The 19,279-nt window shown below is 73.9% G+C and carries 21 protein-coding genes and 1 pseudogene; 13 read left to right on the forward strand and 9 right to left on the reverse strand.

The window, feature by feature from the left end; translation table 11 throughout:
- The first annotated feature begins 188 nt into the window (after positions 1–188).
- From O7599_RS04835 to O7599_RS04845, 3 genes are all read left to right on the forward strand, one after another.
- Positions 189–353 (forward strand): hypothetical protein, encoded by a 165-nt coding sequence (locus O7599_RS04835; RefSeq protein WP_281620839.1) that lies wholly within the window; start codon positions 189–191, stop codon positions 351–353.
- A gap of 177 nt (positions 354–530) precedes the next feature.
- Positions 531–1,895, forward strand: coding sequence for a glycoside hydrolase family 43 protein (locus O7599_RS04840; protein ID WP_281620840.1), 1,365 nt, complete (start codon positions 531–533; stop codon positions 1,893–1,895).
- 183 nt (positions 1,896–2,078) lie between these two features.
- On the forward strand, positions 2,079–3,161 hold the full coding sequence (locus tag O7599_RS04845) for a hypothetical protein (RefSeq protein WP_281620841.1): 1,083 nt from the start codon (positions 2,079–2,081) through the stop codon (positions 3,159–3,161).
- A gap of 73 nt (positions 3,162–3,234) precedes the next feature.
- Here the strand turns inward: O7599_RS04845 and O7599_RS04850 are convergent, their stop codons facing one another.
- From O7599_RS04850 to rpmB, 7 genes are all read right to left on the reverse strand, one after another.
- Complete coding sequence (locus O7599_RS04850) at positions 3,235–4,263, reverse strand: NAD(P)/FAD-dependent oxidoreductase (protein ID WP_281620842.1); 1,029 nt, start codon at positions 4,261–4,263, stop codon at positions 3,235–3,237.
- Positions 4,264–4,273: 10 nt separating this feature from the next.
- Positions 4,274–4,792: an isoprenylcysteine carboxyl methyltransferase family protein gene (locus tag O7599_RS04855; protein WP_281620843.1), complete on the reverse strand. Its 519-nt coding sequence runs from the start codon at positions 4,790–4,792 to the stop codon at positions 4,274–4,276.
- On the reverse strand, positions 4,789–5,877 hold the full coding sequence (locus tag O7599_RS04860; RefSeq protein ID WP_281620844.1) for a 3-oxoacyl-[acyl-carrier-protein] synthase III C-terminal domain-containing protein: 1,089 nt from the start codon (positions 5,875–5,877) through the stop codon (positions 4,789–4,791). Before O7599_RS04860 ends, O7599_RS04855 begins: the two co-directional genes overlap by 4 nt.
- Positions 5,874–7,055 carry a geranylgeranyl reductase family protein gene (locus tag O7599_RS04865; RefSeq protein WP_281620845.1) on the reverse strand — a complete coding sequence of 394 codons (1,182 nt, stop codon included), beginning with the start codon at positions 7,053–7,055 and terminating at the stop codon, positions 5,874–5,876. The genes O7599_RS04860 and O7599_RS04865 overlap by 4 nt, the downstream gene beginning before the upstream one ends.
- Positions 7,055–7,888, reverse strand: coding sequence for a UbiA family prenyltransferase (locus O7599_RS04870; RefSeq protein ID WP_281620846.1), 834 nt, complete (start codon positions 7,886–7,888; stop codon positions 7,055–7,057). The genes O7599_RS04865 and O7599_RS04870 overlap by 1 nt, the downstream gene beginning before the upstream one ends.
- Positions 7,885–8,139 carry a hypothetical protein gene (locus tag O7599_RS04875; protein ID WP_281620847.1) on the reverse strand — a complete coding sequence of 85 codons (255 nt, stop codon included), beginning with the start codon at positions 8,137–8,139 and terminating at the stop codon, positions 7,885–7,887. Before O7599_RS04875 ends, O7599_RS04870 begins: the two co-directional genes overlap by 4 nt.
- Before the next feature lie 207 nt (positions 8,140–8,346).
- Positions 8,347–8,583, reverse strand: a complete 237-nt coding sequence (gene rpmB, locus O7599_RS04880; RefSeq protein WP_281620848.1) for a 50S ribosomal protein L28 — start codon at positions 8,581–8,583, stop codon at positions 8,347–8,349.
- Positions 8,584–8,662: 79 nt separating this feature from the next.
- On the opposite strand from rpmB, the gene rpmG reads away from it, so the two are divergent.
- From rpmG to rpmF, 5 genes are read left to right on the forward strand one after another with little or no spacing between them, the layout of a single operon-like run.
- Positions 8,663–8,827, forward strand: a complete 165-nt coding sequence (gene rpmG / locus O7599_RS04885) for a 50S ribosomal protein L33 (RefSeq protein ID WP_281620849.1) — start codon at positions 8,663–8,665, stop codon at positions 8,825–8,827.
- A 15-nt stretch (positions 8,828–8,842) separates the two neighbouring features.
- Positions 8,843–9,097 (forward strand): type B 50S ribosomal protein L31, encoded by a 255-nt coding sequence (locus tag O7599_RS04890; protein WP_281620850.1) that lies wholly within the window; start codon positions 8,843–8,845, stop codon positions 9,095–9,097.
- A gap of 1 nt (position 9,098) precedes the next feature.
- Entirely contained in the window at positions 9,099–10,253 is a 1,155-nt protein-coding gene (locus O7599_RS04895; protein ID WP_281620851.1) for a GTP-binding protein, read from the forward strand.
- A gap of 33 nt (positions 10,254–10,286) precedes the next feature.
- Entirely contained in the window at positions 10,287–10,526 is a 240-nt protein-coding gene (rpsR, locus tag O7599_RS04900; RefSeq protein WP_281620852.1) for a 30S ribosomal protein S18, read from the forward strand.
- Between the two features lie 19 nt (positions 10,527–10,545).
- Positions 10,546–10,716 carry a 50S ribosomal protein L32 gene (gene rpmF / locus O7599_RS04905; protein WP_281620853.1) on the forward strand — a complete coding sequence of 57 codons (171 nt, stop codon included), beginning with the start codon at positions 10,546–10,548 and terminating at the stop codon, positions 10,714–10,716.
- Positions 10,717–10,795: 79 nt separating this feature from the next.
- On the opposite strand, the pseudogene O7599_RS04910 reads toward rpmF, so the two are convergent.
- Both O7599_RS04910 and O7599_RS04915 read right to left on the reverse strand, forming a co-directional pair.
- Positions 10,796–11,064 (reverse strand): annotated as a pseudogene (locus O7599_RS04910) (heavy metal translocating P-type ATPase); the annotation flags it as partial.
- Positions 11,065–11,347: 283 nt separating this feature from the next.
- The gene (locus O7599_RS04915; RefSeq protein ID WP_281620854.1) at positions 11,348–11,815 is read right to left on the reverse strand and encodes a Fur family transcriptional regulator; all 468 of its coding nucleotides are present in this window, start codon (positions 11,813–11,815) and stop codon (positions 11,348–11,350) included.
- Between the two features lie 217 nt (positions 11,816–12,032).
- On the opposite strand from O7599_RS04915, the gene O7599_RS04920 reads away from it, so the two are divergent.
- From O7599_RS04920 to O7599_RS04940, 5 genes are read left to right on the forward strand one after another with little or no spacing between them, the layout of a single operon-like run.
- Positions 12,033–13,037 (forward strand): iron ABC transporter permease, encoded by a 1,005-nt coding sequence (locus O7599_RS04920; protein WP_281620855.1) that lies wholly within the window; start codon positions 12,033–12,035, stop codon positions 13,035–13,037.
- Complete coding sequence (locus tag O7599_RS04925) at positions 13,030–13,863, forward strand: heme ABC transporter ATP-binding protein (RefSeq protein ID WP_281620856.1); 834 nt, start codon at positions 13,030–13,032, stop codon at positions 13,861–13,863. Before O7599_RS04920 ends, O7599_RS04925 begins: the two co-directional genes overlap by 8 nt.
- Entirely contained in the window at positions 13,860–14,795 is a 936-nt protein-coding gene (locus O7599_RS04930; RefSeq protein ID WP_281620857.1) for an ABC transporter substrate-binding protein, read from the forward strand. The genes O7599_RS04925 and O7599_RS04930 overlap by 4 nt, the downstream gene beginning before the upstream one ends.
- Positions 14,780–18,319 carry a cobaltochelatase subunit CobN gene (locus tag O7599_RS04935; protein ID WP_281620858.1) on the forward strand — a complete coding sequence of 1,180 codons (3,540 nt, stop codon included), beginning with the start codon at positions 14,780–14,782 and terminating at the stop codon, positions 18,317–18,319. Before O7599_RS04930 ends, O7599_RS04935 begins: the two co-directional genes overlap by 16 nt.
- Positions 18,316–19,248 (forward strand): AAA family ATPase, encoded by a 933-nt coding sequence (locus O7599_RS04940; protein ID WP_281620859.1) that lies wholly within the window; start codon positions 18,316–18,318, stop codon positions 19,246–19,248. Before O7599_RS04935 ends, O7599_RS04940 begins: the two co-directional genes overlap by 4 nt.
- The last annotated feature ends 31 nt before the right edge of the window (positions 19,249–19,279 follow it).

Here is a 19,279-nt window from a genome sequence, read left to right on the forward strand (position 1 = left end):
ATGGATTCGACGGTCGTGACGCGGTGAACCGCCCTCGGAGCAGGTGTGACCACGGTCGCCGCCGAAGTCCGGTCGTGACTGCGGCACGCGGCCCGCGGTGTCCGTCGAATTCTCAGTCGAAGCGCTTCGACGCGTATTCGACGATCCCACCCATTTCGCTGGGTCGAGAATAGAGTCATGCCGCGGTCATGACAACAAGCAACCACCGCACAGAGGCGCCGCAGGACTGGTTCGTCCCCCGCCGGCAAGCCCACCCGGCCCTGGGCAGCGAGGCCGACTCCGCCGCCGTCCAGGGCATGCGGGTCACCGCCGCCGCTCCGCCCTACCCAGGACACCGAGCCAGCGGACCATGAAGGCACAGCCGCAGCGCCGGATCGCCGGGACCGCACTGCCGCGCCGCAGCCCGTTGCCGGCTGTTCGGACCCGTGCTCGCACCCTTGACCGGTCCGGCGGACCCTTCTAGCGTGTGGCCGGCCTACCGACCGTTGTTCGGCATATCGAGCGATACTTCGTCGTCGAGAGGACCCGACGTGAAGCGCGTACGCGCCCGTTCCCGTGTCTGGATACCGTTCCTCCTGGCCCTCTCGGCGATCCAGGCGGCGATTCCCGGAGCCGCCGCCGACGCGCCGCCTTCCCGGGCTTTCGGCCCCACCCTCGACGAGCGGCTGGACAAGGCCGCCGACGCGCTCACCGTCTGGGACGCCGACGACGTCCGCGGCAACCTCACCCTGCCGGACCGGGGCCTCCACGGCGCCCGCGTCTCCTGGGAGTCCACCGCCCCCTCGACCGTCTCCCGGAGCGGCGAGGTGCGCCGCCCCGCCCACGGCGAGCGCTCCGCCCCGGTGACCCTCACGGCCGTGGTCAGGCTCGGGGACCACCGAACCGAGCGCCGCTTCGAGCTCACGGTGCGCCCGCTACCGGAGAAGCGAGCGCTGAAGGGCTACTTCTTCCCCTACTTCGCCGGGGAACAGTACGCAGACGGCGAGCAGATCTACTTCGCCGCCAGCCGCGGCAACGACCCGCTGCACTGGGACGACCTGAACGGCGGCCGGTCGGTCCTGACCTCCTCCCTGGGCGAGAAGGGCGTACGCGACCCGTTCGTCATCCGCTCTCCCGAGGGCGACAAGTTCTACCTCCTCGCCACCGACCTCCGGATCCACGGCGGGCAGGGCTGGGACCACGCGACGAGACACGGCAGCAAGCACCTCGAGGTCTGGGAGTCCACCGACCTGGTCCACTGGTCCGAGCAGCGCCACGTGCGGGTCTCCGCCGATACCGCGGGCATGACCTGGGCGCCCGAGGCCACGTACGACGATCGGCTCGGCGCCTACGTCGTCTACTGGGCGTCGAACCTCTACCGCGCCGACGACCCGGACCACGAGGAGACCGTCAACACCCGCCTGATGTACGCCACCACCCGCGACTTCCGCACGTTCTCCAAGCCGCGCGTCTGGAAGGACACCGGCGCCAACTCCATCGACGCCACCGTCGTCCGCGACGGGAGGCACTACTACCGCTTCAGCACGGACGACGGCGTCATCGGTTCCTGCACCGCCGACATCGTCCTCGAACGCTCCACGTCCCTCACCGCGGTCGACCTGCCCGGGACCGGGCAACGGAACTGGGAGCTGGTGGACGACTGCCTCAGGACCGATTTCGGCATGGGCTGGCTGGAGGGCCCGACGGCCTTCAAGTCGAACACCGAGGACCGCTGGTACGCCTTCATGGACGAGTCCTCCGGCCGCGGATACACGCCCTTCACCACCCGTGAACTGGACGATCCGGACTGGAGCATCCCCGACGACTACGACATGCCCGCCAGGCCCCGCCACGGCACGGTACTCCCGGTCACCAAGGCCGAACTGAACCGCATCCGAGCCGCGTTCCCGGAGTGAAGTCGCGTCGTCGAAGTACCGGGCGCAGAGGTCGCCGAGGCTCCCGGCTCCTTGAGCTGCCGCTGGTCGTCCGAGTTCCTGAGTCGTGACCACCCTGGACTTGCCGGGGTCCGCTCGGGTCGGAGGGTGCACTTGTTCACGCGACTGCGTGCGTTCCGAGTCAGGTCCGCACTGGCCCGGGCCGTGCGACAGGAGAGCGAGGGCGACCAGCGCGGGGCGCTGCGCGGCTTTCGCTGGGTGGTCGAGCACGGACGCGGCGTCGGCGGCATCGACACCCGGGTGGCAGCGACCGGCGGCGCGTACCGGGCGCTGCAGGCGATGCACTCGCGCGCCCCTGCCGCGGCGCGGGAGGGGCTGCAGGCGGAGCTGGACGAGGCGCGCACCGCGGCGCTGCGCGCCCTCCTCGGCCGGGGCGGGCTGTACCGCGAGTGGGGCCGGCTCGCCGAGGCCCAACGCGACTTCCGCAGCGTCGTCGACGAGCGCGCGGGCACCCTGTCCGGGGATGCCGCCCACCAACTCGCCGAGATGATCGACGACGCCCGCGGCAACCGGCGCCATGACCGCTACCCCGTCACCGCCCACGACCGCGGCCAGCCGCGCCGCATCCACACCCCCGCGGTCGGCCCCGACTCCGCCGCGAACCTCCGGGCGCTCGGCTACGCCACCGAGGCCGACGCCCGCACCGCCGCCATCCGCCTGTGCCTCACCGCCCTGCGCCACCCCACCGCGCTCTTCGAGCGCCACGGCGTCTCCGCACTCCTCGCCCAGCTCCTGGAGGACGACGGCGACGCCGCCGGCGCGACGGCAGCCCACGCCCACCGGGAGATACCGCTCCTGCTCGACGCGGCCCTGAGCGCCGCGGACCACAACTACGCGCATTCCCGGGCCCAGCAGTTCGCCCCGTACGTGATCGCCCGGCTGCGCCACGCCGAGACCGTCGAGCACCTGCGCTGGTCCACCCTCAGCCTGCCGCACCCGCCGGGCTCGTACTGGACGGGATACCTGCTGCGCACCGGCGAGCGGCTGCTCTTCCTGGAGGACTTCTTCTACCCGCACCTGCGAGACGATGACGGACAGCCGCCGGCGTACGAGGTGCTGGCGGTCGACCGCGCGCACGCGCGGGGCACGTTCTCCGCGAACGAGCACGGTGTCATCCGCTGGCACCTCACCTTCGGGACCGCCGCGGACGGCACGGCGGCCCGGCAGGGCGAGGTCTACGTGACCCTGGGCAAGGACGCCGGCCCGTGGCGCGAGGCGATCTCCTAGTCGTACCGGCCCACCGCCACGCCGCGGGTGGCCGGTGCGGACGAACACCGTGGCGAGCGTGCTGCCCACCGGGTCACGTCCCTGCCGGATGCGCGAGCGCGTCGACGGTCGCGGCGAACAACCACGGCATCCGCTGCGCCGCGGGCACCAGCGCCGCACGGACCGGGGGCATCCTCGTCGCACCGAGCAGCGCCCGGGTCAGCCAGCGATAGCGCCGAGTGATTCGCCGCCACTCCCGTTCGTAGGCCGTCAGGTCGCCGCTGACGACTGCCCGCACCGCCGCCGACGCCTGTGCGAGCGCCAGCGCGATGCCCTCGCCGGTCAGTGCGTCCACGTAGCCGGCCGCATCGCCGACGAGCAGCACCCGGCCGGCCGTGCGCGCGCTCGCGGCCTGGCGGAGCGGGCCCGCCCCGCGCACCGGCCCGGCGGTCCCGACTCCGGCCAGCCGCTCCCGCAACTCGGGGAAGGCGGCAAGGTGGTCGTCGTACGGTCCGCGGCCGGTGGTGAGCACCGCGACGCTCACGAGGTCGTCGGCCACCGGGGTCACATAGGCCTCCGCGTCACGGGCCCAGTGCACCTCGACGTAGTCGCTCCAGGGGGCGAGCCTGTAGTGACGCCGCAGCCCGTGCCTCAGGTGGGCTCGCTGCGGTCGGTGCAAACCCAGGGTCCGGCGGATCGGAGAGTGCAGGCCGTCGGCAGCGGCGAGGTGGCCGGTGCGGGTGCCGTCGACCACCACACCGTCGTCGTCCTGCTCGACGCGGCGCACGGTGCGCTGCTCGACCCGTACGCCCGCGGCCATCGTCACCTCGCGCAGCGCCGTGTGCAGCGCGGTACGACGCACTCCGAGACCCGGCCCCGCCCGGAAGTCGGCGTCGGCCCGGTGCGATCCGGCGACGTAGCGGATGCCCCGCAGGTCACGCCCCGGCGGGTGCACGCCGAGCGTTGCCAGGGCGGCGACGGCACCCGGCATCAGTCCCTCGCCGCACGCCTTGTCGACGGTGCCGGCGCGCTTCTCCCAGACGGCGACGTCAAGCCCCGCCCGGGCCGCGTGCAGGGCCGTGGCGAGACCCGCGGGTCCCGCGCCGGCGATGAGCAGGTCCATGCGCGCCTCCTCAGGTCAGCCGGGCCAGGGCGGCGTCCTCGCTGCGCATGCGGGTGGCGAGCAGGAACCCGTTCAGCACGGTGAAGACGACGGCCGTGATCCAGGCCGAGTGCACCAGCGGCAGCGCGAGCCCTTCGACGGCGACGGCCACGTAGTTCGGGTGCGACAGCCACCGGTAGGGGCCGCGGGTCACGCGTGGACTGCCGGGCACAACGATCACCCGGGTGTTCCACTGCCGGCCCAGGGTCGCGATGCACCACCAGCGCAGCGCCTGCGAGGCCGCGACGAGCACGAGCATGGCCCACGCGAGGACCGGTGCGGTGTCCGGCCGCCGCACCCACACCTCCACGAGCGCGCCGGCGAGCAGCCCCGTGTGCAGCACCACCATGAACGGGTAGTGGCCCCGCCCGGACTCCACGCCGCCGCGCGCGATGCTCCACGCGGCGTTGCGCTGGGACACGGCCAGTTCGGCGACCCGCTCCAGGCCGACGGCCAGGACCAGGGCGGTGAACAGGACCTCGCCGCTCACCTCTCACCTCCGGGGGCACGCAGGAGCACGAGTTCAGAGCAGAAGCCGGGGCCCATGGCCAGCATGAGCCCGTGGGATCCGGGCGGGGGCGGGCGGTGGGCGAGCGTGTCCGCCATGACGTGCAGCACCGAGGCGGAGGACAGGTTGCCTATCCGGCGCAGCGAGTCCCAGGTCACGCTGAGGGCATCCCGCTCGACGCCGAGGGCGCCCTGCAGAGCCTCCAGGACCTTGGGACCGCCGGGGTGTGCGACGTACCAGCCGAGGTCGTCGCCCGTCAGTCCGTGGTCGGCGAGGAAGCCGCGGACGTCCTCGCCGACGTACTGGCGCACCAGGTCGGGGACCGAGGAGTCGAGCACGATCCTGAAGCCGCCGGAACCGATGTCCCAGCCCATCGCACGCTCCGTTTCGGGGTAGAGACGGCTGCGCGAGGCGAGCACCTCGGGGCGGGCGGGGTCGTCGGACTGCGCCAGCGGGTGTTCGGGGCCGACGGCGACCACCGCCGCGGCACCGTCCCCGAACAGACCGCTTGCCACGAGGTTGGCGAACGAGGTGTCGTCACGCTGGAGCGTGAGCGAACACAGTTCGACCGACATCAGCACCGCGACCCCGTCCGGCCTGCCGCGCAGCAGGTCGTGCAGACGGGCGACGCCGGCTGCGCCGGCGACGCAGCCGAGGCCGACGAGGGGCAGGCGCACCACGTCGGGGCGCAGCCCGATCTCCGCCGCGACGCGGGCTTCGAGCGAGGGTACGGCCAGGCCGGTGACCGTGCACGACACGATGTAGTCGACGTCGGCCGAGGTGAGACCGACGTCCTTGAGCGCTTCGACCACCGCGCGACCGCCGAGTTCGACGCCGGCCCGGATGAAGACGTCGTTCGACCGGCCGAAGTCCCCGAGCCGGGCGTACTCCTCCAGCGGGAGCACGCTGTGCCGGAACTCGACGCAGGCGTTGCGGTGCAACCGCTCGACGACGCGGCGATCGAGCGTGCCCTCGACCAGCGTGGTGGCGAATGACTCGGTGATCTCCTCCTGCCGGTGGCGGTGCTCGGGCAGGACGCCGCGAACGCTGAGGACGCGCATGGTCATGCTGGCTCCCGGGTCAGGTCGGTCGGAGGAGCGGGGGCGACGAGCGCCCGGCCGAGGCCGAGCGCGACGGTGGGAGTGAGCCGGCCCCGGGCGAGACCCAGCTCCACGAGGTCGTCGAAGACACGCTGGTCGGCGGCCGAGGCGCGCAGCCCGGCCTCGATGATGCGCGCGCTGCGGGCGAGCCGGGCGGCCACGGCGGTGTGACGCAGGTGGGGCAGCAGGATCCGGCGGATGGTACGGGCGTGCCGCTCGCCCGCCCGTTGGGGTCGTCCGGCGGACAGGGCCGCGGCCGCGGCGCGACCGGCCGCGATGCCGGTGGCCACGGCGTAGTAGATGCCCTCGCCGGTCAGCGGGTTGACCAGGCCGGCGGCGTCGCCCGCGAGCAGCACGCGGCCGGTCAGGGGGCGCCGGCGCGCCGTCGAGAACGGCAGATGGTGCCCGACCCAGTCCCGACCGTTCCCGGCCGCGCCGGGCAGGAGTGCGTCCAAGCGTTCGAGCAACTGGCCGCGGGTCGGTGCCCTCCGGTCCGCGCGCAGCAGCTCGCCGTACCCGACGTTCGCGTGGCCGTCTCCGCGGTCGAAGGACCAGGCGTACGCCGGCAGATGGCAGGTGTCGAACTCGATGACCTGCGCGCCACGCCGCCCGGGGGCGACCGGGGCGTAACCTCGCAGTGCCAGGCCCACCGGACCGCGGGGCCGGCCGAGCGCGCGCCGGACGGCCGAGTGGGCGCCGTCGGCGCCGACGACGACCGCGGCGGAGATCTCGTCGTCCAGGACCACTGCGTCGGTGTGCTGCCGCAGCTCACGTACCCGGTGCCGCAGAAGCCGGGCGCCTGCGGCGATCGCGGCGTCGACCAGCCGGGCGTCGAGGACCCGGCGCGGTACCACCCACGCGGGTCGGTCCATCCGCCGCTCGACGGTCAAGCCTCCCCGGCCGAGGCGGAGGCGCTCGACCGGGACCCGGTCGTCGACGAGGCCGCTGACGCCTACCTCCGCGAGGAGGTCGAGGACGTGCGGGGCCACCCCGTCGCCGCAGGCCTTGTCCCGCGGGAAGTCCGCCCGGTCCAGGAGGGCGACGCGCAGCCTCGCGTCGGCGCGCAGTGCGCCCACGGCAGCGGCGGCGCCGGCCGGTCCCGCACCGACCACCGCGAGGTCCCAGTGAGTGGGTGCCGGCGCCATCAGCCGGCCACGAGCAGCACGACGTCGAGCAGGGCGACGGCCACCGCGGCCCGGAAGGGGCCGCGCCCCCGGGCGACCAGCGTGAGCACCGCGAGGACGATCACCACTGTAAGGGCCGCCCCCGCCCACGCCGGGGGGCTACCGGCGGGACCGAACACGGCGATCAGCGAGGCGGCGGGCAGCAACACGGCGGCCAGGACGCGGGAGAGGCGTCCGCCGAGCCTGTGCGGCAGGCTGTGGACGCCCGTGCGTGCGTCGTCGGCGAGGTCGGGCAGCGCGTTGAGCAGATGCGCCCCGACGCCGAGCACGGCCCCGGCAGCGGTCATCCACAGCGGTGCCCAGACCGGGGTGGGGCCGGCGAGGGTGACGATCGACGGCAGCGCCCCGAAGCCACTGGCGTAGGGCACCCAGGACCACGAGGTGGCCTTGAGCCCGAGGTTGTACACATGGCCCGCGCCGGTGCCGAGGGCGACGTTGACCAGCGCGCTGCGCCAGCCGGAGAGCGCGGACAGGACGAGGAGGGCGAGCGCGGCCGCGACCATGGCACGCACCACCCAGCCGACCGGGAGGGCGCCGGTGGCCAGGGGCTTGTCGGTGCGGCCGACGGCACGGTCGCGAAAGAGGTCACGCAGGTCGTTGCCCCAGCCGATCGTCAACTGACCGGTCAGCACCGCTCCGGTGACGACGACGGCGTCGAGCGGACGCAGGTCCTCGCGGAGCGCGAGCAGGCCCGCGACGGCGGTGACAGCCAGGGCGGGCCCGCCGTGAGCGGCGGCGAGCAGCGCGGACACGCGCGACTGTCCGGGGCGCGCCGGAGCGGCATGGGTGGTCACGGGAGACGCCGCACCACGAACGCGCCCCGGTGGACGGTGTCGCCGAGCGCGCCGAGTGCGTCGTGGCAGGCATCGGTGCTGAGGTCCACCGAGCGCCGGTCGGCTCCCCGGCTGTCGGGACCCTCGGGCAGCCGCCGGGCCAGGTCTGCGAGGTCGTGCGTACCCTCGGCATGCAGACGTTGTACGACGACGGAACCGAAGTTCCCGGTCGCCTCGGTAATCACGACGCGCATGCAGATCGGATGCCCCATCGCTCCTTGGCTCACACGGAACGCTCGGCATCCGGCGGACGTTGCGTCACCCGGCCGGTGTCCCGCGCACGGTACGTCGACCCGGCCGACACCGCCCTCGGCCACCGCGACATCGCCCGCTGGAACCCGCCGCAGGACTGCGCGCGGCGTAGCGGGCGACGACGGCCCGCCGCCGCTCGTTCTTCGCGATCTTGCTGGTCTTCGCCATCAGATCTTCTCCCCCCGGGCGCGCATCCGCGCCACCGCGCTCTCGATGCCCATGACGTCGATGGCCTTGATGCCCTTGGCACTCAGCGTCAGCCGGACGTACCGGCGCTCGCTGGGCAGCCAGTAGCGCTTGCGCTGGATGTTGGGGTCGAAGCGCCGGCGGGTGCGGCGGTGGGAGTGGGAGACGTTGTTACCTAAACCGGGCGTGCGCCCCGTCATCTGGCATCGGGCAGACATGGACGGCCCCTCCGATCGGTTGGGCCTGTGGTTGCGGGTTACATGAAAATGAAAACCGTTACGATGTATGCTGCAGGGCATGGCCAGCAACGAACTCCGCCCGGTGATCAAGCTCCGCTCCACCGCCGGCACCGGCTACACCTACGTCACCCGCAAGAACCGCCGGAACCACCCCGACCGGCTGCACCTGCGCAAGTACGACCCCGTCGTCCGCCGCCACGTGCTCTTCCGCGAAGAGCGCTGAAGGGAGCCACCCGGCATGCAGCCCGGCATCCACCCCTCCTACGGCCCCGTCGTCTTCCGCGACCGGGCCGCGAACTTCGCCTTCCTCACCCGCTCCACCGCCACCAGCGAGAAGACCGTCGAGTGGGAGGACGGCCACACCTACCCCGTCATCGACGTGGAGATCTCCTCCGCCAGCCACCCCTTCTACACCGGCCGGAGCAAGGTGCTGGACACCGCCGGCCGCGTCGAGCGGTTCGAGCGCCGCTACGCCCGCCACCAGGAGCGCTGAGATGACGAAGCCGACTCCCCTACCGGTCGTCGTCGCCGCCGGGCTGCACCGACAGGCGCGCACAGCGGCCGTCGAGTCCCTGCTGCGCGCCGTGCCCGGCGCCGTCGCCGTCCACCACGACCTGGACGCCATCGAGGACGACCGCATGCCCCGCACCGTGCGCGACGCCGACGGCGTACGGGACCGGGGCCGGCCCCGCATGTCCCAGCCCTGCGCCTGCTGCGCCGTCCGCGACGACCTCATACCCACACTGCTGTCCCTGGCCGTCGGCAGAGCACACCCACTCGCGGTGATCGACCTCTGGGACTCCGTCGAACCACAGGCCATCGCCGAACTCATCGCCGCCGCACCCGCCGAGGCCATCGAACTCACCGGCGTCCTCACCGCCCTCGACACCGACTCACTGGTGCCCTACCTCACCTGCGGCGACGACCTCACCGAACAGAACCTGGCACTGGCACCCACCGACCGGCGCACCGTCGCCGACACCTTCGCCCGCCAACTCGAATACCCCACCCTGCTGGCCCTCACCTGCACCGGCACCCCCGAACCCGCCGACATCGCACTGCTCGACCAACTCCACCACACCGCCCACCGGCTACCCCTTCACTCACCCGAACTGGCCCGCGCGGCGCTGACCGGCTTCGACGCCGACGCCGCCGCAGCCCGCCTCCAGCCGGCCAGCGCCCTGCTGCCCCAGGAAGCGGACGCACACGGCGTGGCCACCCTCGTGTGGCACCGCACCCGCCCCCTGCACCCCGGCCGGCTCTACACCGCCCTGGAAGACATCACCTGCGCCGCCCTACGCAGCCGCGGCCGCCTGTGGCTCGCCGACCGCCCAGACGCCCTCCTGTCCTGGGACGCCACCGGCGGCGCGCTGTGCATCGAACACGCCGGACCGTGGCTGGCCGCGCTGCCGGAGGCCGCCTGGGAACTGGAGCCCGCGGCGCGCCGCGTGGCCGCCGCCCTCGACTGGCACCCCGAACACGGCGACCGCGCCCAGCACCTCACCTTCACCACCCCCGACCTCGACCACAACACCCTCCGCCGAACCCTCGACTCCTGCCTCCTCACCGACGACGAATACACCGCAGGCCCCCACACCTGGCGCACACTGTCCACCGCCTTCGACGCCCTCCTCGGCGTCCCCGCCTGACCCACCCGCACCCGAACCCGGAAAGCTCTGTCCATGGCAGTCAGCGGTCCCCGCAAGCCGCCACGCAAGCGCAAGAACCCGCTGCTCACGGCCGGCATCACGTACATCGACTACAAGGACACCGACCTGCTGCGGAAATTCATCTCCGACCGCGGCAAGATCCGCAGCCGCCGCGTCACCGGCGTCACCGCCCAGCAGCAACGCGAAATCGCCCGCGCCATCAAGAACGCCCGCGAAATGGCCCTGCTCCCCTACACGTCCAAGCCCCACTGAGCCCCGTCCGGAGGATTCCATGGCCGTACCCAAGCGGAAGCTGTCCCGCAGCAACACCCGCCACCGCCGCGCCCGGTGGAAGGCCACCCCGCCCGATCTGGTCCCCGTGACCGTCAACGGCTCGGTCCACCGCGTGCCGCGCCACCTCGTCCGGGCCTACCAGCGCGGCCTGCTCCCGCCGCCGGACTGACCCGCCCGGCACAACCGGCGTACCGCACACGGCGGTTGTGCCGCGGCGCGCACCTGCCCGTCGCCACGGGGCCGACGAGACGCCACACCTTCTCGCGCGGCAGCCGCAGGCCGTTCAGCCCGTCGAGGACGGTGGGGCCCTCGTGCCCGCCACGCCGATCGGCAGAGGGTGTCCGGACAGGTCCCAGCCGACCTGTGCGGTGATGGACAGCCCGGAGACGGTCAGGTTGTGCATCACCGGCCTGCGGATGCGCCGGGAGAGCACCACGACGGCGGGTACGGCGGCGAGTTCGTCCCGTACGACGACGGCGTCGACGGTCTGCAGCGCCAGGTCGGTGCCGCTCTACCCATGGCGACGCCCATTGACGGCCTCATGAGCATGGAGCGTGCGCGGGGCGTCGCCGGAGAAGTCCCAGACGGTGACATGCGGGGTGCCCGGCGGCGACAAGGGAGGACGGTGTCGGCCTCGATGTCGACCTCACCGGGGTCGTTCTCGGTGACGTCGACGCGCAGCCGGTGAGGCCCGGTGCGGGTCCCGTTGCACAGGACGGTCGTGCCGGGTCCCGGGCGGCCGGTCGGCACGGTCACCGGCACCCGGTCCTCCGCAGGCCCTGCGCGGATGGTGGGATCGGTTACGGCGGTCGGTCTCCTTCCGGTACGGCGGCCGACGAGGCCGCTCCGTGTCTCCGGTCCGGTCGTCCCCCGTCCGGCAGGCAGCGGGCGCAGACGCCGCTGAGTTCGAGGGTGTGCTCGATGTCGGCGAAGCCGGTCGCGGCGGCGAGGCGGTCGGCCCAGCGCTCGACGACGTCGGTGTCGACGGCCCGGCTGAAGCCGCACAGGCGGCAGATCAGGTAGTGGCGGTGGCCTGCGTCCGGCCGGGGGCGGTAGAGCCGTTCGCCGGACTCGTCCCGAACGACGTCGACCTGCCCGGTGCGCTCCAACTCGCGCAGGGTGCGGTAGACCGTGGTCAGCCCGACGGCGACACCCGCCGTGGCCAGTTGCGCGTGCAACTGCTGGGCAGAGACGAAGTCGCCGCTGCGCTGCAGGGCGCCGAACACAGCGGCGCGCTGCCGCGTCCTGCGTAGCCGCGTCTCTGGCATGGCACGACTCTCCTGGTTGACCGGCGCGGGTGGTCTGAGCCATGCTAAATGAACATGGTTTTCATGTCTATCTGATGTCCTTGTGTCGTTGGGGAGGATTCGTGCACTGCTCCATGCGTGACGCCCGGGGCGTCGCCGGCGGCCCGGGGTGAAGAACGCACGCGGCACGCTGCCGCGCCGTCCGGTGGCCGGCGCCCCGGGAAGGGGGCGCCGGCGCGTGCTCCCGCCCGCCGCCCTGGCGGCGGTCACCGTGCTGGCCGTCGTCGTCGCCACCTCGCTCGGTCCGGTCACCGTCCCGTTCGGGGACACGGTGTCCGTCCTGCTCGGCCATCTCGGGCTGCCCGCCGGCGAGGTGGAGACTCGGCACGTTCTGGTCATCGATGACATCCGGTTGCCCCGCGTCACCACGGCGCTGCTCGCCGGGGCCGGTCTCGCCGTCGCCGGTGTGGTGCTGCAGGCGCTGTTCCGCAACCCGCTCGCGGACCCCGGCATCACCGGGGTCTCCAGCGGCGGCGCGGTCGGCGCAGTACTCGTGCTGGCCACCGGCGCGACCGCCGCCGGCACCTGGGTCCTGCCCGCCGCCGCCTTCGCCGGCGCGCTGGCCGCCGTCTGCCTGCTCCAACTCGCCGCCGCGCTGCGCCGCGACCACTCCCCCGCCACCCTGATCCTCGTCGGCATCGCGCTCAACGCCCTGCTGGGCGCGGTCGTCTCCGCGGTCGTCGCCAACGCCCCCGACGCCGACGCCGTGCTGTCCCTCACCTTCTGGCTGCAGGGCGACCTGGACGGCGCCGACTGGAGCGGGGTACGGATCCTGCTGCTGCCCGTGCTCATCGCCCTCGCCGTCACCGGGGCCTTCGCCCGGGACCTCAACGTGCTGCTGCTCGGCGAGGCCCAGGCGCGCTCCACAGGTCTGGACGTGGTGCGCGTACGCCGCTTCCTGCTGATCTGCGCCTCGCTGCTGACCGGCGTGTGCGTGTGCGTCACCGGCGTCATCGGCTTCGTCGGACTGGTCGTCCCGCACGCCGTCAGGCTCGCCATCGGCCCCGACCACCGGCGGCTGCTGCCCGCCGCGGCGCTGGCGGGCGGCGCCTTCCTGGTCCTCGCCGACCTCGGGGCGCGGATGCTGTTCGCCCCCGTGACGCTGCACACCGGGGTCGTCACCGCCTTCCTGGGCGCGCCCGCCTTCCTCTTCCTCGTGCTGCGCGGGCGGAAGCATGAGTGACGACTCCCGGCGCCGGGCCGTGGTACGCGCCTCGACGCTGCGCGTGGCCTACGGCGAGCGGGTGGTCCTCGACGACGTCTCCGTCGACGCCGTCCCCGGCGAGGTGCTCGGCCTCATCGGCCCCAACGGGGCGGGCAAGACCACCCTGCTGAAGACGCTCGCCGGTCTGCTGGCGCCGCAGGCGGGACGGGTGCTCCTCGACGGCCGCCCGGTGGCGCGGACGCGTCCGCGCGACATGGCCCGGCACCTGGCCCACGTACCGCAGGACACCGCGCTCGACTTCGGCTTCACCGCGTACGACGTGGCCCTCATGGGCCGCCACCCGCACGTGCGCCGGCTGCAGCCGCTCAGCGCGGACGACCACCGGATCACCGGCGAGGCGCTGCACACCGTCGGCGCCGCGCACCTGGCCGGCCAGCGGGTGCCGACCCTCTCCGGCGGCGAGCGGCAACTGGTCCACCTGGCCCGCGCGCTGGCGCAGCAGCCGCGGGCACTGCTGCTGGACGAGCCGGTCGCCGCCCTCGACCTGCGGCACCAGTTGCACGTCCTGCAACTGCTGCGCAGCCTCGCCGCCCACGGCACCGCCGTGGTGACCGTCCTGCACGACCTCGGGCAGGCGGCGCGCTTCTGCGACCGGCTCACGCTGCTGCACGCCGGGCGGATCGCCGCCGCCGGCACGCCCGCGGACGTGCTCACCGAGCCCCTGATCAGCGCCGCGTACGGGGTCCAGGCCGCCGTCCGCGCGGATGAGGACACAGGTGCACTGCGGGTCACACCGCTGCGCATCGCCAGCGCCGAGAACAACCGGAAAGAGAGCGTACGTTGACACCCCGCAAAGCCCTCAGAACCTCCCTGCCCGCCACCGTCCTCCTCGCCCTGCTCGCCGTCACCACCGCGGCCTGCGGCGACGACGCCTCCTCCGCGGACACCGGCGACACCGACACCGCCGCGGCCAAGCCGCGGCGCATCGCCGCCCTCTCCCCCGACGCGGCCGAGGCCGTCACCGAACTCGTCGGCGCCGAACGGCTGGTGGCCGTACCCCGGCAGTCGCTCAGCCCCACGCTCAGCAGCCACGCGGACCGGCTCGCCGACGTGCCGCACAAGATTCCGCCGGGCAACGATCCGGACCCCGAGCAGGTGCTGTCCTGGGACCCCGACCTGGTGGTGGTCACCGCCCGCCACGAGGGCGAGCAGCAGGCGTCGAAGACCCTGACGAAGGCGGGTGTCGACATTGTCACGCTGCCCGGCGACAAGGGCTCCCTGAAGCAGATCCGGGCCAACCTCACCCGGCTCGGCGAGAAGCTGGGCGCGGAGCAGAAGGCCGCGTCGCTGGTCAAGGCCATGAAGCGGCGTACGGCCGCCGTGAGGGAGGAGGTCCGGGGCCGGGACAGGCCCTCGGTGCTGGTCCTCAGCAACCAGGCGGCCACCCCCTTCGTCAACGCGCCCTCGGCGCTGGTCTCCGACCTGGTGGTCAAGGCCGGCGGCACGCTCGCCGCCGAAGAGGCCGGCGTCACCCGTACCCGCCCGGTCGATCCCGAAGTCGTCGTCAAGGCCGACCCCGACTTCCTCCTGCTCATCGACGTGACGGGCAAGGGGCGGGCGTCGTACGACACGCTGCTGAAGAACGAGGCGGTCGCCTCGCTCGACGCGGTCGCGGAGGACCGGGTCCGGCTCCTCGAGGCGAACACCACCTACGGCGTCGGCGGCACGGCCGCCGTCGACGGCCTGGAGGACATCGCGTCGTGGCTGCACCCGTGAGCCCGGCGGTGCCGGTGACCCCGGTGAAGGTCGTCACGGTGGGATTCGAGGCGCACAACGCCTTCGCGCTGCGTCAGGGTGCCGTGCGCGTGCCGGAGGTGCGCTGGGTGCCCGTCGAGCGGTACGAGGCCGCCCGTAGGCCCGAGCGGCTGGAGCGCGAACTGGCCGATGCCGACGCCCTGCTCGTCCACGGCGTGCACGACCACGAGGACGCCGCACGGATCGCAGCGCTCGCCGCACGGCATCCGCGGCTGCTGCTGGCTCCGGTCCCGCCCAACGCCCCGGAGCTGGCGCGCGCGAGCCGCCTGGAGCGGGACCGGCTCGTCCAGGTCGCCGAGGGCTTCCACCACCTGTCCGCCGACAACGCCGCGCACGGGCTGCGCGTCCTGCTTCATCTGCTGCGGCCCGCCGCCCACCCGGATCCCGGGCCCGCCGCGCGGCTGCCCCGGGGCGGCTTCTGGCACCCGGCGACGGGCTTCGTGGCGAGTTGGGCGGAGTACGAGGAGGGCCGGGCCGCCCGGTCCGCGGTGGAACGGCCCGCCGGCCGGGTGGTGCTGACCGTCTTCCCGGCGCAGGTCACCTCGGGCAACGACGCCCATCTGCGGGACCTCGTCGGCCGGCTGGAGGCCGAAGGGCTGGACGTCGTCGGCTGGGTGGGCACGCTGGACGCCCTCGGCGAGGAGGCGGCGGCCCGGGTGCCCGGGGTGGACCTGTGGCTGAACGCCACCGGCTTCACCCTCAGCGGCACGCACGGGCAGCCGAACACCGAGGGCGACGTGGCGCTGCTGGCCCGGCACGGCACCCCGCTGCTCGGTGCCGTGCCCCTCTTCCACCAGACCCTCCGGCAGTGGCGGGACGCACCCGCCGGCCTCACCCCCGTACAGGTCGCGATGCAGATCGCCGTCCCGGAACTGGAGGGCTCCACCGCCCCGCTGGTGCTGGCCGGGCGGGACGAGGCGACGGACGCGATGGTGCCCGTCCCCGAACACGCCGCCCGGCTCGCCCGGCTGGCCCGGCGGACCGTCGAGCTGCGGCACACCGCCCGTCGGGACAAGCGGATTGCGATCGTCCTCTTCGGCTACCCGCCCGGGCAGGGCGCCGCCGGATCTGCGGCCCACCTCGACGTCTGGGCCTCCCTGCACCACCTCCTCACACGGATGAGGAGGGCCGGCTACGTCGTCGACGGCCTGCCCGCCACCGCGGAAGAGCTGCTGGAGCTCATGCTGACCGACGAGGCCGGCGGAGCACGCACCGGCGTACGCGTCGAAGAGTCCTGGCCCGCCGCGGAGTACGTACGCGAAGCGGGCGAGGAGGCCGAGCGTGCGGCGCGCTTCTGGGGGCGGCCGCCCGGCGACCTCGACAGCGACGGGCGGTCGGTGGCCGTCAGAGGGCTGCGGCTGGGCAACGTCTTCGTCGGCCTGCAGCCTTCCTTCGGCTACGACGGCGACCCGATGCGGCTGCTCTTCGCCCCGGACGCCTCGCCCAGCCACAGCTTCACCGCCTTCTACACCTGGCTGCGCACCCGCTTCGCCCCGCACGCCCTGGTGCACTTCGGCACGCACGGCGCGCTGGAGTTCATGCCGGGCAAGCAGGCAGGGCTCGCCCCGCGGGACTGGGCGTCGCTGCTCGCCGGCGACGTGCCGCACCACTACCTCTACTGCGTGAACAACCCGTCCGAGGGCACCATCGCCAAACGCCGCTCGAACGCCGGCCTGATCTCGTACCTGACGCCGCCGCTGGACCGCGCGGGGCTCTATGGCGTCCTCGCCGACCTGGACGAGGAGGTGCGCGCGACCCTCGCCGAGGAGCCGCCGCCCGCGCCGGAGCGGGTGGCGGCGGTACGGTCCATGGCCGCCGAGGCCGGGCTCGACCCGCCACCGGATGACGGCGACCCGGTGGCGTGGCTGCGCGCGGTGCAGCGCGCCACCGACGAGGTCCGGCGCACGCTCATCCCCCTCGGCCTGCACCGCGTCGGCGAGGGCATCGACGGCGAGGCCGCCCTGGCCACCCTGCGCGCCGCGTGCGACCACGAACGGCCCGAGCACGGGCTGGCGTCGCTGACCGAGACGCTGGAGGCCGAACTGACCGCGGGAGTGCCGGTCACCGAGCTGCCGCCGGACGACCCGGGACGGCTCGCGGTCGAGCGTGTGCTGGACGAGCTGGTGCGCACCGGGACGGCGCCCGGCGTCCCCGGCGGCTGGGCGGTCTTCCTCGCCGACCTGCGAGCCCGGCTCGCCCTCGACGCCGAGACCGAGGCGTTCCTGCACGCGCTCGACGGCCGCTATCTGCACCCCTCCCCCGGCGGCGAGCCCTCCCGGCGCATCGAGGCGCTGCCCACCGGCCGCAACATGCACGCCCTCGACCCGCAGCGGGTACCCACCCCCGTCGCCTGGCGGCGCGGCCGGGCGACCGCCGAGGCGATGCTCGCCGCCTGCCTGGAGGCCGACGGCGCGCTGCCCGAGACCGTCGCGCTGGTGCTGTGGGGCGTCGACAACGTCAAGTCGGGCGGCGAGGGCATCGCCCAGGCGTTCGCGCTGCTCGGCGTCGAGCCCGTCGCCGGGCCCGGCGGCCGGGTCGACCGCTTCCGCGTCATCCCCGCCGGTGAGCTGAACCGGCCGCGTATCGACGTGGTCTGCACCCTCTCGGGCGTCTGCCGCGACGTCTTCCCCACCACGGTGGAGCTGCTGGACCGGGCGGTGCGGGCGGTGGCCGCGCTCGACGAGCCGGCGGAGTCCAACTTCGTACGCGCGCACGCCCTGCGGCAGGCCGCGGAGCTGGACCTGGCGCCGCGGCAGGCCGCGTTCCGGATCTTCTCGGCCGCGGCCGGCCGGTACGGCGCCGGGGTCAACCACGTCCTACAGGAGTCGGCCTGGGCGGAGGAAGGCGACCTGGGCGACGTCTACCTGCGGCGGATGGGCCACGCCTGGGGGCACGACCTGCGCGGCGAGCAGTGCGAACGGCTGCTGCGGGGCGCCCTGTCCACCGCGACCGTCACCTTCCAGAACATCGACTCGGCCGAGACCTCGCTGGCGGACGTCGACCACTACTACGAGTACCTCGGCGGAGTGACCGCGGCCGTCGCCCTCGCCGCCGGCACCCGTCCCCGCCCGCTGGTGGCCGACTCCTACGCCGCTCGCCCGGCCGTCCGCGGCCTCGACGACGCGCTGGCCCTGGAGGCGCGGACCCGGCTGCTCAACCCGCGCTGGTACGAGGCCCAGTTGGCGCACGGCCACCAGGGCGTGCACCACGTCGCCGTACGGCTGGAGAACACCTTCGGCATGCAGGCCACCACCGGCACCGTCGCCAACTGGATCTTCACCCGGGCGGCGCACACCTTCCTCTTCGACGCCGCGCTGCGCGAGCGGATGGCCCGGCTCAATCCGGGCGCGGTCAAGCGCCTCGCCGACCGGCTGGTCGAGGCGCGCGACCGCGGGCTGTGGGAGCCGGACGAGGCCGACGCACGGCGGCTGGACGAGGTCGCGGACCTCCTGGACGACGCGCTGGAGGGGGTGGCGCCGCGATGACGGTGTTCCCGTTCACCGCCGTGCTCGGTCAGAGCGAACTCAAGACGGCCCTGCTGCTGGGCGCCGTCGACCCGGGCACGGGCGGGCTGCTGGCGCTCGGCGACCGCGGCACCGGCAAGTCCACCACGGTGCGCGCGCTGGGTGCGCTGCTGGAGCAGGCCGGGATCCCCGCGCCCGTCGTGGATCTTCCGCTGGGCACGACCGAGGACCGGCTGGTCGGATCGCTGGACATCGAGGCGGCACTGACGCGCGGCGAGCGGCGGTTCGCCCCCGGGCTGCTCGCCGACGCGCACGGCGGCTTCCTCTACATCGACGAGGTCAACCTCCTCGACGACTACCTCGTGGACCTGCTGCTCGACGTCGCCGCGGGCGGCGTCAACCACGTCGAGCGGGACGGCATCAGCCACACCCACGACGCGCGTTTCGTGCTCGTCGGCTCCGGCAATCCGGAAGAGGGCGACCTGCGGCCGCAGTTGGAGGACCGCTTCGGCCTCGCCACCGTGGTACGCACCCTCGCCGACCCGGCGACGCGCACCCGGATCGTCCGGCGCCGGATGGCCTACGACGCCGATCCGGAGGGCTTCGCCGGCGAATGGAAGGCCGAGGAGGAGACGCTGGGCCGGCGGCTGGTCGCGGCGCGCGAGCGGGTGGCGGCGCTGCCGGTGCCGGACGAGCTGGTCGAGGCCGCCGTCCGGCTGTGCGTGGCGGCCGGCGCGGTCGGGCATCGGGCCGAGCTGGTGCTGACCCGTGCCGCCCGCGCCCACGCCGCCCTGCGCGGCGCGCCGGCGGCCGGCGGGCGGGACCTGCGCGCGGTGGCCCTTCCGGCGCTGCGCCACCGCGTCCCGCGGGAACCCTTCGACGAGCCGGAGAGCATCGACCGGCGGCTCCGGGAGCTGCTGGCCGGGCAGTCGCCGAAGGAGCGGCCGTGAGCGGGCGCCGCGGTATCCGTGGAGGGCGGCG

It is taken from the genome of Streptomyces sp. WMMC500, assembly GCF_027497195.1.
Classification (GTDB): domain Bacteria; phylum Actinomycetota; class Actinomycetes; order Streptomycetales; family Streptomycetaceae; genus Streptomyces.

Excerpts from the sequence above, each read along its gene's own strand:
- O7599_RS04835 (WP_281620839.1), top strand. The coding sequence starts at position 189 with ATGACAACAAGCAACCACCGCACAGAGGCGCCGCAGGACTGGTTCGTC.
- O7599_RS04915 (WP_281620854.1), bottom strand. The coding sequence starts at position 11,815 with ATGCCAGAGACGCGGCTACGCAGGACGCGGCAGCGCGCCGCTGTGTTC.
- O7599_RS04875 (WP_281620847.1), bottom strand. The coding sequence starts at position 8,139 with ATGGGGCATCCGATCTGCATGCGCGTCGTGATTACCGAGGCGACCGGG.
- rpmB (WP_281620848.1), bottom strand. The coding sequence starts at position 8,583 with ATGTCTGCCCGATGCCAGATGACGGGGCGCACGCCCGGTTTAGGTAAC.
- rpmF (WP_281620853.1), top strand. The coding sequence starts at position 10,546 with ATGGCCGTACCCAAGCGGAAGCTGTCCCGCAGCAACACCCGCCACCGC.
- rpsR (WP_281620852.1), top strand. The coding sequence starts at position 10,287 with ATGGCAGTCAGCGGTCCCCGCAAGCCGCCACGCAAGCGCAAGAACCCG.
- O7599_RS04850 (WP_281620842.1), bottom strand. The coding sequence starts at position 4,263 with ATGGACCTGCTCATCGCCGGCGCGGGACCCGCGGGTCTCGCCACGGCC.
- rpmG (WP_281620849.1), top strand. The coding sequence starts at position 8,663 with ATGGCCAGCAACGAACTCCGCCCGGTGATCAAGCTCCGCTCCACCGCC.
- O7599_RS04895 (WP_281620851.1), top strand. The coding sequence starts at position 9,099 with ATGACGAAGCCGACTCCCCTACCGGTCGTCGTCGCCGCCGGGCTGCAC.
- O7599_RS04860 (WP_281620844.1), bottom strand. The coding sequence starts at position 5,877 with ATGACCATGCGCGTCCTCAGCGTTCGCGGCGTCCTGCCCGAGCACCGC.
- O7599_RS04925 (WP_281620856.1), top strand. The coding sequence starts at position 13,030 with ATGAGTGACGACTCCCGGCGCCGGGCCGTGGTACGCGCCTCGACGCTG.
- O7599_RS04890 (WP_281620850.1), top strand. The coding sequence starts at position 8,843 with ATGCAGCCCGGCATCCACCCCTCCTACGGCCCCGTCGTCTTCCGCGAC.
- O7599_RS04865 (WP_281620845.1), bottom strand. The coding sequence starts at position 7,055 with ATGGCGCCGGCACCCACTCACTGGGACCTCGCGGTGGTCGGTGCGGGA.
- O7599_RS04940 (WP_281620859.1), top strand. The coding sequence starts at position 18,316 with ATGACGGTGTTCCCGTTCACCGCCGTGCTCGGTCAGAGCGAACTCAAG.